This window comes from Proteus hauseri, from assembly GCF_004116975.1.
Lineage (GTDB): Bacteria > Pseudomonadota > Gammaproteobacteria > Enterobacterales > Enterobacteriaceae > Proteus > Proteus hauseri.
Genome location: NZ_CP026364.1, coordinates 3,385,203 through 3,401,272, shown reverse-complemented (window position 1 = coordinate 3,401,272; position 16,070 = coordinate 3,385,203). Strand labels below are relative to the sequence as shown.

At 36.8% G+C, this 16,070-nt stretch carries 13 protein-coding genes; 6 read left to right on the top strand and 7 right to left on the bottom strand.

Features of this window, described 5'->3' with window-relative positions; all coding sequences use genetic code 11:
- Nucleotides 1–618 (bottom strand): DMSO/selenate family reductase complex B subunit, encoded by a 618-nt coding sequence (locus PH4a_RS15540; RefSeq protein ID WP_109406099.1) that lies wholly within the window; start codon nucleotides 616–618, stop codon nucleotides 1–3.
- An 11-nt stretch (nucleotides 619–629) separates the two neighbouring features.
- Nucleotides 630–3,074 carry a dimethylsulfoxide reductase subunit A gene (gene dmsA, locus PH4a_RS15535; protein ID WP_129041019.1) on the bottom strand — a complete coding sequence of 815 codons (2,445 nt, stop codon included), beginning with the start codon at nucleotides 3,072–3,074 and terminating at the stop codon, nucleotides 630–632.
- A gap of 682 nt (nucleotides 3,075–3,756) precedes the next feature.
- Here dmsA and PH4a_RS15530 point away from each other — a divergent pair.
- The 5 genes from PH4a_RS15530 (at nucleotide 3,757) to PH4a_RS15510 (ending at nucleotide 8,862) form a co-directional block, all read left to right on the top strand.
- Complete coding sequence (locus PH4a_RS15530) at nucleotides 3,757–5,127, top strand: sucrose-specific PTS transporter subunit IIBC (protein WP_064719963.1); 1,371 nt, start codon at nucleotides 3,757–3,759, stop codon at nucleotides 5,125–5,127.
- Complete coding sequence (locus tag PH4a_RS15525; RefSeq protein WP_129041017.1) at nucleotides 5,128–6,537, top strand: sucrose-6-phosphate hydrolase; 1,410 nt, start codon at nucleotides 5,128–5,130, stop codon at nucleotides 6,535–6,537. It abuts the gene before it with no gap.
- 46 nt (nucleotides 6,538–6,583) lie between these two features.
- On the top strand, nucleotides 6,584–7,600 hold the full coding sequence (locus PH4a_RS15520; RefSeq protein ID WP_129041015.1) for a LacI family DNA-binding transcriptional regulator: 1,017 nt from the start codon (nucleotides 6,584–6,586) through the stop codon (nucleotides 7,598–7,600).
- A 228-nt stretch (nucleotides 7,601–7,828) separates the two neighbouring features.
- Nucleotides 7,829–8,545 (top strand): AzlC family ABC transporter permease, encoded by a 717-nt coding sequence (locus tag PH4a_RS15515; protein ID WP_082918414.1) that lies wholly within the window; start codon nucleotides 7,829–7,831, stop codon nucleotides 8,543–8,545.
- Nucleotides 8,546–8,547: 2 nt separating this feature from the next.
- Nucleotides 8,548–8,862, top strand: a complete 315-nt coding sequence (locus PH4a_RS15510) for an AzlD domain-containing protein (protein ID WP_064719960.1) — start codon at nucleotides 8,548–8,550, stop codon at nucleotides 8,860–8,862.
- Between the two features lie 97 nt (nucleotides 8,863–8,959).
- Here the strand turns inward: PH4a_RS15510 and PH4a_RS15505 are convergent, their stop codons facing one another.
- The 4 genes from PH4a_RS15505 to PH4a_RS15490 all read right to left on the bottom strand — a co-directional run bounded on the left by PH4a_RS15505 (nucleotide 8,960) and on the right by PH4a_RS15490 (nucleotide 12,791).
- Nucleotides 8,960–9,925 carry a threo-3-hydroxy-L-aspartate ammonia-lyase gene (locus tag PH4a_RS15505; RefSeq protein WP_129041013.1) on the bottom strand — a complete coding sequence of 322 codons (966 nt, stop codon included), beginning with the start codon at nucleotides 9,923–9,925 and terminating at the stop codon, nucleotides 8,960–8,962.
- Nucleotides 9,922–10,320, bottom strand: coding sequence for a RidA family protein (locus PH4a_RS15500; RefSeq protein ID WP_129041010.1), 399 nt, complete (start codon nucleotides 10,318–10,320; stop codon nucleotides 9,922–9,924). Before PH4a_RS15500 ends, PH4a_RS15505 begins: the two co-directional genes overlap by 4 nt.
- A 456-nt stretch (nucleotides 10,321–10,776) precedes the next feature.
- Nucleotides 10,777–11,181: a hypothetical protein gene (locus tag PH4a_RS15495; protein ID WP_129041008.1), complete on the bottom strand. Its 405-nt coding sequence runs from the start codon at nucleotides 11,179–11,181 to the stop codon at nucleotides 10,777–10,779.
- A 194-nt stretch (nucleotides 11,182–11,375) separates the two neighbouring features.
- Nucleotides 11,376–12,791: an MFS transporter gene (locus PH4a_RS15490; protein ID WP_129041006.1), complete on the bottom strand. Its 1,416-nt coding sequence runs from the start codon at nucleotides 12,789–12,791 to the stop codon at nucleotides 11,376–11,378.
- 93 nt (nucleotides 12,792–12,884) lie between these two features.
- Here PH4a_RS15490 and PH4a_RS15485 point away from each other — a divergent pair, with 93 nt between their 5' ends.
- On the top strand, nucleotides 12,885–13,535 hold the full coding sequence (locus tag PH4a_RS15485) for a helix-turn-helix transcriptional regulator (RefSeq protein ID WP_129041004.1): 651 nt from the start codon (nucleotides 12,885–12,887) through the stop codon (nucleotides 13,533–13,535).
- Nucleotides 13,536–13,599: 64 nt separating this feature from the next.
- On the opposite strand, the gene glgP is transcribed toward PH4a_RS15485, so the two are convergent.
- The gene (gene glgP / locus PH4a_RS15480; protein WP_129041001.1) at nucleotides 13,600–16,053 is read right to left on the bottom strand and encodes a glycogen/starch/alpha-glucan family phosphorylase; all 2,454 of its coding nucleotides are present in this window, start codon (nucleotides 16,051–16,053) and stop codon (nucleotides 13,600–13,602) included.
- Nucleotides 16,054–16,070: the final 17 nt, after the last annotated feature.

The window sequence follows — 16,070 nt, the reverse complement described above, 5'->3', positions numbered from 1 at the left end:
TTAAACCTCCTCTGGGTTTGCCAGGTGGCCTGATGTATCTCCCACAGGGCGGCTATTGGCATTTAATTTAAGTACAATATTTGGATGAGTATATTTAGCCGCAGGCAGTGGTGCAATTTCAGCTAAGTCACCATATTTAGCGCGCAGTTCTTCTATCGGTGCCATATCGAGTGCACGTAGTGGACAAGAATCGACACAAATCGGTTTTTTCCCTTCAGCAACACGCTCATAGCAGCCGTCACATTTGGTCATATGACCTTTTACTTCATCAAACTGAGGAGCACCATAAGGGCACGCCATATGACAATAACGACACCCAATACAAATTTCTTCATTAACAACGACAAAGCCATCTTCACGTTTATGCATCGCACCACTTGGGCATACTTTTGCACAAGCAGGATCATCACAGTGGTTACAAGAGATAGATAAGTAATAGGCGAAAACATTTTGTGTATATACGCCATCTTGCTCAGTCCAATCACCACCCGCATATTCATAAATACGGCGAAAATTCACTTCAGGAGATAAATTTTTAAAATCTTTGCACGCGAGTTCGCAGGTTTTGCAGCCGGTACAACGACTTGAATCGATATAAAAACCATATTGCGTTGACATAACCAGACTCCTTACGCCTTGACGACTTCAACAAGATTACTGTGAGAAGGATTACCCTTAGCAAGTGGAGAAGGGCGTTGGGTCGTTAACACGTTAATGCTACCTGCGTGGTCAATACGATTGCTATCTGGGTTGTACCATGCACCTTCACTTAATCCGACAACACCTGGCAGAATACGAGGCGTTACTTTGGCATTAATTCGCACCTCGCCACGACCGTTATAAATACGTACTAAATCACCCTGTTTAATACCGCGTTTTGATGCATCAACGGGGTTTATCCAAATTTCCTGTGGACATGCGGCTTTTAATACATCAACGTTGCCATAAGTGGAGTGAGTACGTGATTTATAGTGGAACCCCGTCATTTGTAATGGGTATTTTTCCATTGCCGGATCGCCATAACTTTCAAATCCAGCAGAATAGACTGGCAGCGGATCGATAACATCATCAGCAGCTAATTCCCATGTCGCTTTAATTTCAGCAAGTTGAGAGGAATAAATCTCAATTTTACCTGATGGCGTTGTCAGTGGGTTGTTTGCAGGATCTTCACGGAATTTGCGATAAGCGACATGGTGACCTTCTGGGTCACGTTTTTTGAAAATACCCTGAGCACGAAATTCTTCAAAGGTAGGTAACTCTGGCAGCGCTTGACGAGATTGCTCATAAAGATGGCGTAACCACTCTTCTTGAGTTCGGTTTTCAGTGAATTTCTCACCAACGCCCATACGCTTAGCAATTTCACTCGTCATTTCATAAATATTGCGACTTTCAAAACGCGGTTTAATCGCTTGATCGGCAAAAATAACATAAGCCATATTACCCGCTGATGCATCCATACAGAAATCCATCTGCTCTGAAGCGGTACAATCCGGTAACAGAATATCTGCATATTTGGCGGATGCGGTCATATGGTTATCGATCACCACAATCATTTCGCATTTTTTATCGTCTTGCAAAATATCATGAGTACGATTGATTTCAGAATGTTGATTAACTAAACAGTTGCCGGCATAGTTCCAAACCATTTTAATCGGTACATCAAGTTTATCTTTTCCACGTACACCATCACGCGTTGCCGTCATTTCAGAACCACGTAAAATAGCATCCGTCCACATAAACATCGAAATACTTGTGGTTACTGGATTTGTGAATGTAGGCATTCTAACAAAAGGAATACTATATGAGCCTTCGCGAGCCCCGGTATTACCGCCGTTAATACCAACGTTACCGGTTAAAATCGATAACATTGCAATAGCACGAGAGGCTAATTCACCATTAGAACGGCGTTGAGGCCCCCAACCTTGAGTAATATAAGCCGGTTTGGCACTGGCAATTTCACGCGCTAATTTCACAATACGAGAGGCTGGAATACCCGTGATTTGCGCTGCCCATTCTGGCGTTTTTGGTTGACCATCAATCCCATCGCCTAAAATATAAGCTTTATAGTGACCATTTTTAGGCGCACCTTCTGGCATTGTTGTTTCATCATAACCAACACAGTATTTATCTAAGAATGGCTTGTCTACTAAGTCTTCTTTGATCATCACATAGGCGAGGGCATTAACCAACGCGGCATCAGTACCAGGACGAATAGGGATCCACTCATCTTCGCGGCCTGCACCTGTATCGGTATAACGTGGGTCAATAATAATCATGCGAGCATCCGACTTTTCACGGGCTTGCTCAACATAATAAGTGACACCACCGCCACTCATTCGTGTTTCGCCGGGGTTATTACCAAACATCACGACTAATTTAGAGTTTTCAATATCTGAAGGGCTATTGCCATCAGCCCAGCCGCCATAAGTATAATTCAGTCCAGCGGCAATTTGTGCAGTACTGTAGTCACCATAATGGTTTAAGTAACCACCACAGCAATTCATTAAACGAGCAATGAGTGTTGCACCCGGTGGCCAAGATTTTGTCATGGTGCCACCTAAGGTACCAGTACCATAATTTAGGTAGATAGATTCATTACCATAATCTTTAATAAGGCGCTTCATGGTGTCAGAAATAGTATCAAAAGCTTCATCCCATGAGATGCGCTCAAATTTACCTTCACCACGTTTACCAACACGTTTCATTGGATAACGTAAACGGTCTGGATTATATACTCTGCGGCGCATAGAACGGCCACGTAAACAGGCTCTGACTTGGTGTAATTCATCGTAAATATCGTTACCCGTATTATCTGTTTCAACGTATTTAATTTCACCATCAACAACATGCATACGTAACGGACAACGACTACCACAGTTTACGGTACATGCACTCCATACCACTTTTTTATTACTGACTGATGTTTCGGCTCCCTGTTCTGCCGCGATAGCTTGACTGAAGGGGAGTGACAACCCACCCGCAGTTGCGACTAATCCACCTGCTGCACCCGCTTTGACAAAGCCGCGACGAGATAAAGGGGTGGAAAGTAACGCCATCTCTTTGATGTTTTTCATACATTACTCACTTGATTATTTATATTTTTAAGAAGGAATAGAAGATAAAACGGCTTATAGATAAATAGTTATTGTTATTCTTGTTAAAAAATAAGCGACTTAACGTAGGTGATAAAACCCAACTGTTAATGTGGATACTACTTGTATATAAAAAGCGGTAGTTGTTTTACATCAAAGAAAAGTGATTTATTACAAGCGTTACCACTTTTTTAATTAACCCTAAGTTTTTGTATTATTTATATTTAATCAAATGATTTATTTGGTTATATATAAAAATATATAACGATTAGTAATGTATCTTTATATTGAGAGCAAGAATAAGTACGATAAGTAACTATCTATTATTCTTAGTTTTTATTCTTCCATTTGATATTTTTATCAATAATTACAATTTACTTTTTTAAACTATAATTATTTAACAAACTTTTAATTCCACCTAGCTAAACAAGTATAATTATGTTTAGCTAGGTGGTAATTTATCATGGTTATTATATTTAACAAATGAACATTTCATCATCTATTTTGTCGCTTAGATCACAAAAACACCCCGTTTATTAGTATTTGTATTGCTATCTTTAATAGGTTTTTATTTAATCAAGTTATTAGCTAAACCGGTTTAGTTTTTATTTAATAAATACGCTAAATTGGTTTGCAAACAAAAATAAGACTGACCGAGGTTATTATGAATATTGAAAATGTGGCTCGCCAACTTGTACCTTTACTAGGAGGTGCTGAAAATATCGCCAGTGCTGCACATTGTGCAACACGTTTAAGGTTGGTGCTTGTTGATGATTCTAAAGCTGATAAAGAGGCAATTAATAAACTAGAGGGAGTAAAAGGCTGCTTTAGCAATGCAGGGCAAATTCAGATAATTTTTGGTACTGGGTTGGTTAATAAGGTTCATGCGGCATTTATTGCTGCTGCTGGTATTGGTGAGTCAACTAAATCTGAAGCTGCTAATATCGCTGCAAAAAAATTAAACCCTTTTCAGCGTATTGCAAGGTTACTCTCTAATATCTTTGTGCCTATTATTCCTGCCATTGTTGCTTCTGGTTTACTTATGGGATTACTTGGTTTAATGAAAAGTAATCAATGGGTAAGTTCAGATAATGCTCTCTATATCATGTTAGATATGTGTAGTTCTGCGGCATTTATTATTTTACCTATTCTGATTGGTTTTACTGCCGCAAAAGAGTTTGGCGGAAACCCTTACCTTGGAGCCACTTTGGGGGGGATCTTAACTCATCCCGCATTAACCAACGCATGGGGTGTTGCAGCGGGTTTTAATACTATGGACTTTTTTGGTTTAGAAGTTGCCATGATTGGTTATCAAGGCACCGTATTCCCTGTATTACTCGCAGTTTGGTTTATGAGTGTGCTAGAAAAACAATTACGTAAAGTTGTTCCTAATGCCTTAGATTTAATTATTACCCCATTTTTAACCGTCATTATTTCAGGTTTTGTTGCTTTATTAATTATCGGGCCTGTTGGTCGTTTATTAGGTGATGGTATTTCATTTGTACTTAGCACCTTAATAACAGAAGCAGGTTGGTTAGCTGGAATTGTATTTGGTGGTTTGTATTCAGTTATTGTTATTACAGGTATTCATCATAGCTTCCATGCTGTAGAAGCAGGGCTATTAGGTAATCCAAATATCGGCGTTAACTTTTTATTGCCAATATGGGCGATGTCAAATATTGCTCAAGGCGGTGCTTGTTTAGCGGTTTGGTTTAAAACTAAAGATCCCAAAATTAAAGCTATCACAATACCTTCGGGTTTCTCCGCGATGTTAGGCATCACTGAAGCCGCGATTTTTGGTATTAATCTACGTTATGGTAAACCTTTTATTGCTGCGCTTATTGGTGGTGCTGCTGGTGGTGCGTGGGTTGTAGCTTCCCATGTTTATATGACCGCAGTAGGATTAACTGCAATTCCAGGTATTGCTATTGTGCAAGCAGGTTCAATAATTAACTATGTGATTGGTTTAACTATTGCATTTGCAACAGCATTTATCGTTTCACTGTTACTTAAATATAAAGTGGAGTCTGCATAAATGAAAAATAATAAAGGGTTATCCGCTATTTTACAGGCGGTAATGAGCCATAGTGTAATGGCGGTAAAAGATAAATATTATCCACGTTGGCATTTAGCACCCATTACTGGGTTATTAAACGATCCCAATGGATTTAGTTTTGATGGTAAATATTACCATCTTTTTTACCAGTGGAACCCTTTATCTTGTGAACACCGCAATAAATGTTGGGGCCATTGGCGTTCTAAAGATTTAATAACTTGGCAGCATCAACCCATCGCATTAATGCCCGATGAAGTTTACGATAAAGACGGTTGTTATTCAGGTAGTGCTGCAATGAATAACGGTAAATTGACGCTGTGCTATACAGGAAATATAAAATTTAGTCATGGCGGGCGCAGTGCATGGCAATGTTTAGCTGTTGAAAATGAACAGGGTGGTTTTGATAAATTAGGGCCAGTATTAGGACTTCCTGAAGGTTATAGCGGACATGTTCGTGATCCGAAAATTTGGCAATATCAAAATCGTTGGTATATGGTTCTAGGTGCTCAAACCTTAGATAATCAAGGAAAAGTATTATTATATACCGCACCTGATCTTTATCAGTGGCAGTTATTAGGTGAGTTAGCTGGGAGTCATTTAGGGGGATTAGGTGATGCTGGCTATATGTGGGAATGTCCCGACCTTTTTGAACTTAATGGTGCTTTTATATTACTCACATGCCCACAAGGAATTAAACCAGAGGAAAAAGATTTTTTAAATACGCATTCAAGTGCTTATCTTATTGGTCATTTTGATTACAACACTCATCAATTTTCTCATGGTGAATTAATTGAATTGGATGCAGGGTTTGAATTTTATGCTCCTCAAACTACGCTGGCGGCGGATGGAAGACGAATAATGTTTGGTTGGATGGGTGTTCCTGATGGAGAGGAAATGTATCAACCCACGATCATTAATGGTTGGATCCATCAAATGACATGTCCTCGTGAACTTGAAATAAAGCAAGGAAAATTGTACCAGCAGCCGATAAAAGAGTTACAACAATTAAGAAATAAACAACAGCATTGGCATGGGATTGCAGATAATGCACCAGAGTTACACGATTTTTCAGTAGAATTAGATATTCAACTCAGTGGTGGTCTCTCTATTTATTTTTCCGATACGCTAGAACTGATTATTGAGAAAAACCAAGCCATATTAAAGCGGCGTAGTTTTAAAAATGCTCAATGGCATTCGCGTTATTGGCAATATCCTGTAACACAGCTTCAGATATTATGTGATAGCTCTAGCGTTGAAATATTTTTCAACAATGGAATAGGTGTGATGAGCAGTCGTTTTTTTGCATCAGAAAAACAGCAAATTAAATTTTCTGGGAAAGAGAAAATTACACTAACTTACTGGCGATTAAACGATGCCTTGGTAAAATAAGCGAGCTTAAATATCGCACCCTGAAGGTTGTTGAGTACAAAATAAAGTGAAAAAACAAAAACGGATCACCATTACTGATATTGCAAAACTTGCTGGCGTTTCTAAAACGACGGCCAGTTTGGTACTTAATGGACGAGGCAAAGAGATGCGTGTGGCAGATGAAACCATCCTACGCATCACATCTATTGCACAGCAATATCAATACCAACCTAATATTCATGCTCGTTCCTTACGTGATAATCGTAGTTATGCATTAGGATTAGTTATTCCAGATATAACTAACTATGGATTTGCCTCAGTTGCCTACGAATTAGAAGTATTGTGTCGCGAAGCAGGTATTCAATTATTAATATCTTGTACTGATGAAAATGCAGCACAAGAAACATTAGCAATAGAACATCTTCTTTCACGACAAATTGATGGACTGATTGTTGCCTCATGCTTGCAATCAGATTTTGAATATCAGCGTTTAAGTCAGCAAATTCCTGTGGTGTTATTCGACCGTTACTTTGAAGGCACAACACTACCTTTTGTTGCAACTGATGCCATAACAGCAACACAACAACTTATTGCTGATATAACATCCATTGATCAACCCAGCTTATTAGATGAATTCTATTTTTTAGGTGGGCAATCCACACTTTCGCCAACAAAAGACCGTCTATTAGGTTTTACACAAGGGTTAACACAAGCTGGTGTTAACCTAAAACCAGAGTGGATCATTCATGGTCATTATCATCCCAGTTCAGGATATGAAATGTTTGGCTCTCTTTGTGCCAGATTAGGACGCCCACCCAAATTTGTATTTACCTCCGCTTGTGGCTTGCTAGAAGGTGTATTACGTTATTTAAGTCAAAATAAAATTTTACAACAGTCCGTATATCTCGCAGGTTTTGATGATCACTACCTTTATGATTCATTATCTGTGCCAATAGATACTATTGCTCAAAATAACCCTGCATTAGCATCACATTGTTTTCGACTGATTATGGCGTTGATTAATCATAATGATTTAGAAACACACCAAATATTTATTCCTGCTGAAATTCGTAAAAGACATTAATAAATGAGCAATAATTAATTTAACTCATTGGCTTAAAATAAAATTTTAAGCCTTTCTATTTTGGATCAGCCTCAAAAAATGATTAATATGCCCAGTAAAAACAGCATAAATATAAACCATTTTTATTTCCCTGAGTAAAAGACACAAAAAAGTAACATTATGTAATCGCATTTAGCTTAACTTTCTGATAATGATTATCTAGATAATTTCAGACAGGAAGGCAGGGAAATGGAACAGATAGACAATAAAAAAGAAAATAATAAAGAAAACAGCGTTAATAGTGTTTTTTGGTTGGGCGCTTTACATGCATTACCATTGTGTCTTGCAGTTGTACCCTGGGGAATATTAGCGGGATCAATGGCTGTTGATGCAGGTCTAACATTTGCACAAAGTGTTGGAATGTCTGCAATTATATTTGCAGGCGCTGCTCAGTTAGTAACATTAGGATTAATCACTTCTGGCGCAGGCATTTTAACTATTATTATTTCGGTTTTTTTCATCACGGCACAGCATTTACTTTACGGTTTAACCTTACGGCCACATGTTGCTCATTTAAAATGGTATCAACGTATCAGTATTGGTTTTTTATTAACTGATGAACTGTTTGCTGTATCTATGCAGCAAAAAACAAAACTAACACCCGCTTATATGATTGGTGTTGGACTCTGTTTTTATATCGTATGGGTGGGTGTCAGTATTATTGGCATTTTTATGGCAAGCCAAGTCTCTAATTTAGCAAGTTATCATCTGGACTTTTCAATTGTGGCAACTTTGCTAGCTATCGTTATTCCGTTAATTAAGACATTTAGCACCTTAATTGGGGTAATTGTTTCATTTAGTCTTTCTATTCTTTTTAGTTGGTTAAATATAGAAGGCGGTGTGGTTATTGGTGGGCTTGCAGGAATGTTTATTGCTGTTTGTGTAGCAAGAGTAAGAGGAGAGTAAAAATGACATGGACATTACTGTTAATTTTAGCACTGATTATTTTCCTTTTACGTTATTTCTTTCTTGAACCAGCAGTACCAGTAAGATTACCCGCAGTTATCAGACAAGCTTTAGGTTATTCTGCACCATGTTTATTAACCGCTATTTGTGCACCTATTGTATTACTGGAAAAAGGGCAGTTTAAAGGAGTATGGGATAATCCTTATCTTTGGGGAACGCTATTATGTATTGTACTAGCGCTAAAAATACGCAATACCTTAATTATTGTTTTATTAACCTTAGCCGGATTTTATCTATTAAATTATCTATTTAATTAAATAGTGACTTGTTAGCTAATCTAGTTAGCTCGTGAAATAAATAAAAGCAGCATTAGCATAAAACTGATGCTGCTTTATTGTTTTTCCGTTAAAACTATTAAGACAGAAGATGTCCATATTGTGCTAAATCGACATTACCACCACTAATAATAATGCCAATTTTTTTCCCTGTTAATTTATCATCAAGCTGGCGAGCCGCGGCTAAACTTAAGCATCCCGTTGGCTCAACAACTATTTTCATACGTTGAGCATAAAATTGCATCGCGGATATTAACTCTTCATCAGTTGCAGTTAAAATATCATCAACATCTTTTTTAATAATATCAAAAGTATAATTACCTAAATGCTGTGTTTGTGCTCCATCAGCAATTGTTTTAGGTGTATCAATATAAACAATTTCACCTTTACGAAATGATTGTTGGCCATCATTTCCAGCCTGTGGTTCTACCCCAAATATTTGACAGTTTGGTGAAAGTGCACGAGCTGATAATGTTGAACCAGAAAGTAGCCCCCCACCTCCCAGTGGTACAAATAACATATCTAATTTACCCACTTCTTCTATCAGCTCTTTTGTTGCAGTACCTTGCCCAGCAATAATATGAGGGTGATCATAAGGTGGAATTAATGTTAGTTTTTCCTTTTGTGCCAGTTGGCGACCGATTTCTTCGCGATCTTCTGTATAGCGGTTATAAGTAATAACGCGTCCACCATAACCTTTTGTGGCAGCCATTTTCGCTTTAGGTGCGTCTTCCGGCATGATAATAGTTGCAGGAATACCTAATAATTTAGCAGATAACGCAATGGCTTGAGCATGATTGCCAGAAGAAAAAGTCACTACGCCATTTTTACGTTGTTGTTCACTAAACTGCGATAACGCATTCATTGCACCACGAAATTTAAAAGCGCCCATACGTTGAAAATTCTCACATTTAAAATAAAACTGAGCACCTGTTATTTCATTTATTGTACGAGAGGTGAATACTGGCGTTTTATTAATATAAGGTAATATGCGCTGGTGAGCGTTTATTACATCTTGGTAAACAGGGGCTGATAATTTATTCATACACAAGGCTCCTTAATCACTATTGCTTCAATTTCAATCTTACTACCGAAATGCAGCTCTTTAACACCAGCCACTAAGCGAGCGGGCTTATGTGATCCTATCCATTGTGCATATAATGTATTTACAATTGGCCATTCGTTAATATCAGTAACATAAACTTTGACCTGAGCAATATCGGTCTTTTGTGCATTTATTCCGATCAGACAAGCATTCAGATTTTCTAGTACCTGAGTAATCTGCTTTTCTATTTTTTCATGTGCTAATGGTTTTCCATCGTTATTGATAGGAAGTAACCCCGAAATAAAAGACATATGATTAGCAGTAACTACATGAGAATAATGCCCACCAGGTGATGATAGGGCTTCAATATTTTGTTGTATAAGGTGAGAGGTCATTTTCTTATCCTACTTTATTTAAGATAGGTAAAGCATACACTCAATTATACATAATGTCTAATATTAGAATTATAATACAATTAATGCTTTTTTATTTAATTATCAGATTTAGGAGAAATAATATTTTCACTTCGTTTACTTATTGCTTTTAACACTAAATTTTGTATCTTTTGATGTAACTCGTTAAAGAAGGCTAAGGGAGTTTCATTATCACAAAGTAGAATTCCGTAGATATTTTTTGCTATTTCATAGTACAAGTCTCCTTTTATTCTTGATAGTTTTAAATTATTATTTTCACCAGCATTTATCTCTGACAATATGCTTTTAAAGTTAATATTTGATTCTTTTTTTAAATCTTCATCAATTTTTAGTGAATTTATTTTATCTGTAATAACATTATCAAAAGAAAGAGATTGAACAATAGAGGTTTGGGTACATTTACTATCTAACTTTATATTATATATTTTTTATTTCTTCAAATATGTCTATTCTTTCATCATGAGTCAGACTCTTCTCTTTAGTTAGGGGAAGTTTATCAATCTCTCTATTAATAAAGGCAGAATGTAGTGTGATTTTTTCTTCTACTTTCCAATCTTTTACCATTTTATCTATATCTATAGCATTATTATTTTTAATGGTATTTGGGCTTAATTTTACAGTAGCAAGTAACATCATTACAGCTAATCTTTGAGTAGCATCCTGAATATTAATTTCTACTGATTTATTTTCATAATTTAATGTCATTAATGTATTTTTCATACTCCTAATTTTTTCCAATAACTCCTGATAGCTAGAAACGCGTTCAACATTAAATGATGTTAATTTATTTGATACTTTATTTGAAACTAGATTAAGTCTCATTTAATTACCCTAATGTATAAGCCTAAATTAACATTAATTATTAATTTAATTTGAAAACACTTCTTTAAGAAATTAATCTAATACTGTTTTCTATATCCAATAAAAAGAATGAACTTTGTAAGAACTCAACTAGGTATAAAAATAAAAAGGGTGCTAAAAAGCACCTCTTAGTGATGGATAATTAAAGTATCAAGTTAATAAGAGCGACGAGTAATCTTCCATGCAGTATAAATTGCAACTAATGGAGCTAATGCAAGGAATAAAAATAAAGCAGATGCAGAAGATGAAAGCCCCTCAGCCGTATCGCTATTAAAGCCATTTAAATTAACAATCATCCCAGCAAAGGCGGAACCTAGCGCGGTAGCAAATAATTGTACTGTGGTAATTGATGCACCAGCAATGTCTTTATCTTCTTCACCAGCAGCTTGCAATATACGTGTGAGTAAATGTGGCCAACCAAAACCGATACCATAACCAATAAAAAATAAGCCAAATAGAATAATAGTGAGCATCATTGTATTATCTGTTTGCAGTATTGGATTAGGAATTGCCCATGCTAATACCAGTAAACCAATAAAAACAATAATAGGGCCACTAAGGATACTAAAGCGCATTTTAGCCCCTTGCCAACTTGCACTCATAACTTCAGCAACAGTCCAACCTAATGCCATTAATGCGCTCATATAACCGGAAGCTAAAGGTGTTTGACCATGTAAACTTTGCAAATAATAAGGAACAAAAACTTCACAAGTCATACCTATCGCAAGTAATGAGATAGTGATATATAGCAATGCGTGTAACGAAAATCCTTTAAAAGTATTGGCTGGTAATAAGCGAACAGATAAGTGTTTTTCAAAAAATATAAGCACAGCAATTAAAGCCAAAACGGCCACAATACTGAGTAAATTAATAGTAAGAGACGATGAAAGACTTCCTGATGAAATAAGTAACACTGCGATAGTTAAAATAATTAATTGTAGATAAGGTAATGGCTTCTTCGTATTTTTTCGCGAAGTTTCTTTATTTTTAGGCAAGATAAACCATAAATAAATACCATAAAAAATCATCACTGGTAACATAATACCAAAGGCATAACGCCAAGCATCTAGCTGAGCAAAAATACCACCAACAGCTGGGCCAATAAGCGTTGCAACACCCCACATTCCTGAAATTAATGCCATTGCTCTAGGCCAAAGTGCCTGATCATATACAATATTTACCATAGCATAAGCAAGGGCAAATAAAATACCACCACCAAGCCCTTGAACAAATCGGCCTATTAGCATCGTTTCCATTACTGGAGCGATAGCACATAACAAACTACCAATAAAAAACAGCAGCGTTGCAATTAAATAAGCACTTCTAGCACCGAGTGAACTTAATAATCTAGCTGATAGAACTGAACCAATAATAGATGCCGCAACAAACAGCGTTGTATTCCATGCATATAAACTGATACCACCAATATCATTAACCACTGAAGGTAAGATCGTTGTTGCCATTAAAATATTAACAGCATGGATAATCACACCAAAAGAGAGTGCAAACGAGATAGCGCCATTTCGCCCAGAAAAAAGATCGCGCCATTGGCTATTGTTATTAGGGATCATGACAAAAATATCCTTCTTATTATTGCTATTCCGACATAGCTTCGTTAAATTAACAAGATAAAACTTGGATTAATAAATACTGAGCCAGCTAATATGTCAAGAAAAAACTTGGAAAATAATTATCCCGCACAACGCACTGTCGGAGATAAAATATTATTTCTGATTAAAAAACATGGGCCTATGCAAGCTAATGAGGTTGGTCAGCGACTAGGTACTAGCAGCGAAGCTGCAAGACAACAATTTGTAAAATTAGCGAATTTAGGATTTGTTGAAGCGATTACAGAGCCAAGAGGTGTTGGTCGTCCTATTCAATATTGGCATTTGACTGAATTAGGACAAAAACAATTTCCTGATACTCACGCAGAATTAACAGCACAAATTTTATTAACCATTCGTGAAGAGCTGGGTGAAAGCGCAATAGAAAAAGTGATCCTTGCTAGAAAAAAACAGAGTTATGAACGTTATATGAGTGCAATAAAAGAGGCTGATGAACTAACAGAACGCCTTGATATTTTAGCGAATATTCGTAGCCAAGAAGGTTATATGGCACATTGGAAGCAAGTTAAAGATAACGAATTTCTTTTTATAGAAGATCACTGTCCAATTTGTGCAGCTGCAAAAGTGTGTCAGGGATTTTGTAATGCAGAACAAACACTTTTCTCTGAAACGTTAGGTGTTGAATTCGAACGAGTTGAATATATTCTTGAGGGCGCAAGACGCTGCGCTTATCGTATTGTTATTTAACCACAATGCAAAATTAGTACAACAGAACCACGTAAAATGTGGTTCTGTTGTTTTTCACCCAACATTATTTAAGTGAAATCGCAGTTGCTTTCCATATTCTTTGCATATATTCCGTTACAGCTCTATCAGCAGAGAAGTAACCCATTTGACAGATATTAAGTGCAGACTTTCTTAGCCATGCATTTTCATCATGATAAAGTGCATCGGCTTTATCTTGTGTATCGACATAACTACGATAGTCAGCTAATACTTGGTAGTGATCACCAAACTCAATCAAACTATTAAATATCGATTTGTACTTATCAGGATCATTGTTATTAAAAAAGCCGTTTGCGATTTGATTAAGTACTGTATGCAATTCAATATCTTCATCATAATAGCGACGAGGTGAGTAACGTTGTCTTAGCTCTGCGACTTCTTGGGCGTTATTACCAAAGATAAACATGTTATCAAAACCAACATGCTCACCAATTTCGATATTTGCACCATCCAGAGTACCTATGGTAAGTGCACCATTAAGGGCAAATTTCATATTACCTGTACCTGAGGCTTCAGTACCAGCTAGCGAAATTTGCTCTGATAAATCAGCCGCTGGGATTATTTTTTGCGCTAAGCTAACACCATAATTAGGAATAAAAATAACTTTTAATTTATCTTTAATACGCTCATCATTATTAATAATAGAGGCAATATCGTTGATAAGACTAATGATTTTTTTCGCATTATAGTAAGCTGATGCCGCTTTACCACCAAAAATAAAAACGCGAGGTACCCAGTTTTTTTCTGGATTTTGTAAAATACGGTTATAACGCGTAATAATACCAAGTACATTGAGTAATTGACGCTTATATTCATGAATGCGTTTAATTTGTACATCAAATAACGCATCAGGATTAATAGTGATGCCCATCTTTTGCTGGATCAGTTTCGCCAAATTCTGTTTATTAATACGTTTGGCATCTTTTAATTGGTGTAAGAATTTAGTCTCTTTAACTAGTGGCATTAATTCACCCAATTGTTCTAAATTAGTCCGCCAACCTTCACCAATATAACTATCAATAACATTGGAAAGAGGAGGGTTCGCTAATGCCAACCAACGACGAGGTGTAATACCGTTAGTAATATTGCAGAATTTCTTAGGATATATCATAGCGAAATCCGTGAAAAGTGACTGCACCATTAATTGGCTATGTAATTCAGAAACACCATTAACTTGATGACAAATAATCACTGCTAGCCACGCCATGCGAATATTTCGCCCATTATCTTCATCAATAATAGAAACCCGGCGTAATAAATCGTTATCATCAGGAAATTGCGTTTTAACTTGTTTTAAAAACTTGTCATTAAGTTGGAAAATGATTTGTAAATGACGAGGAAGTGCGCGGCCAATCATCTCAACAGGCCAAGTCTCAAGCGCTTCACCCATTAACGTATGATTAGTGTATGAGAATATACAAATAGTTTGTTCCCATGCATCATCCCAACTCATTGCGTGGTTATCAATCAGCTGACGCATTAATTCAGGAATAGCTAGAACTGGGTGTGTATCATTCAGGTGAATGGCTATCGACTCTTTTAAGTTATCAAAGCGATTATGCAGATGATAATGGCGCTGCAAAATATCTTGAACTGATGCGCTAACTAAAAAATATTCCTGCTGTAAGCGCAGCATTTTGCCAGACAAGGTAGAATCATCAGGATAAAGGATTCGTGATATATTTTCAGAGCGATCTTTCGCTTCAGTCGCTTCCAAATATTCACCTTTATTAAACTTACCCAAGTTAAGCGCGTTGTTGGCTTTTGCCGACCATAAACGAATGGTATCTGTTGCTTGAGTATTATATCCAGGAACTATGGAATCATAAGGTTGAGCAACAACATTCAGAGTATCAATCCAAAGACTTTTATCGTTTTCTTGTTGCAAACGACCACCAAAATTAACTTGAAACTGGGCTTCGTGGCGAGGAAATTCCCAAGGATTACCATTTTCCAGCCAGTTATCTGCTATTTCGTGTTGTTCACCATTGATGATTTTTTGACGAAACATTCCGTATTCATAACGAATACCATATCCCATAACGGGATAACCTAAAGTGGCACAAGAATCGAGAAAACAAGCAGCAAGACGACCTAAACCGCCATTCCCTAACCCCGGGTCGGGTTCAAGATCGATTTGTGACCCTAAATCAAGCCCTAACTCAAGTAGCGCTTGTTTTACTTCTTGATAAACCCCTAAAGAGAGCATGGCATTTGTTAAGAAACGCCCCATCAAAAACTCCATAGAAATATAATAAACTTGTTTAATTTTCGGTGAGATTTCTGCTTTAGTCGATTTTAACCAACGTTCGACTAATCGGTCTCTAATGGCATAAGAAGTCGCATTTAACCAATCAGATTCGGTGGCATATTCAGGAAATGTGCCAACAATAAACATAAGTTTATAGACAATAGATCGTTTAAGGGAGGCAATATCTTTATCTGGTGATAAATAATCGAATTCACATAAATTTTTCATTATAAGTCTCTTTACTA

What these genes read in the sequence shown, in the direction of transcription:
- dmsA (WP_129041019.1), bottom strand. Translation starts at nt 3,074, where the DNA reads ATGAAAAACATCAAAGAGATGGCGTTACTTTCCACCCCTTTATCTCGT.
- glgP (WP_129041001.1), bottom strand. Translation starts at nt 16,053, where the DNA reads ATGAAAAATTTATGTGAATTCGATTATTTATCACCAGATAAAGATATT.
- PH4a_RS15510 (WP_064719960.1), top strand. Translation starts at nt 8,548, where the DNA reads ATGACATGGACATTACTGTTAATTTTAGCACTGATTATTTTCCTTTTA.
- PH4a_RS15525 (WP_129041017.1), top strand. Translation starts at nt 5,128, where the DNA reads ATGAAAAATAATAAAGGGTTATCCGCTATTTTACAGGCGGTAATGAGC.
- PH4a_RS15505 (WP_129041013.1), bottom strand. Translation starts at nt 9,925, where the DNA reads ATGAATAAATTATCAGCCCCTGTTTACCAAGATGTAATAAACGCTCAC.
- PH4a_RS15500 (WP_129041010.1), bottom strand. Translation starts at nt 10,320, where the DNA reads ATGACCTCTCACCTTATACAACAAAATATTGAAGCCCTATCATCACCT.
- PH4a_RS15485 (WP_129041004.1), top strand. Translation starts at nt 12,885, where the DNA reads ATGTCAAGAAAAAACTTGGAAAATAATTATCCCGCACAACGCACTGTC.
- PH4a_RS15495 (WP_129041008.1), bottom strand. Translation starts at nt 11,181, where the DNA reads ATGAGACTTAATCTAGTTTCAAATAAAGTATCAAATAAATTAACATCA.
- PH4a_RS15540 (WP_109406099.1), bottom strand. Translation starts at nt 618, where the DNA reads ATGTCAACGCAATATGGTTTTTATATCGATTCAAGTCGTTGTACCGGC.
- PH4a_RS15515 (WP_082918414.1), top strand. Translation starts at nt 7,829, where the DNA reads ATGGAACAGATAGACAATAAAAAAGAAAATAATAAAGAAAACAGCGTT.
- PH4a_RS15490 (WP_129041006.1), bottom strand. Translation starts at nt 12,791, where the DNA reads ATGATCCCTAATAACAATAGCCAATGGCGCGATCTTTTTTCTGGGCGA.
- PH4a_RS15530 (WP_064719963.1), top strand. Translation starts at nt 3,757, where the DNA reads ATGAATATTGAAAATGTGGCTCGCCAACTTGTACCTTTACTAGGAGGT.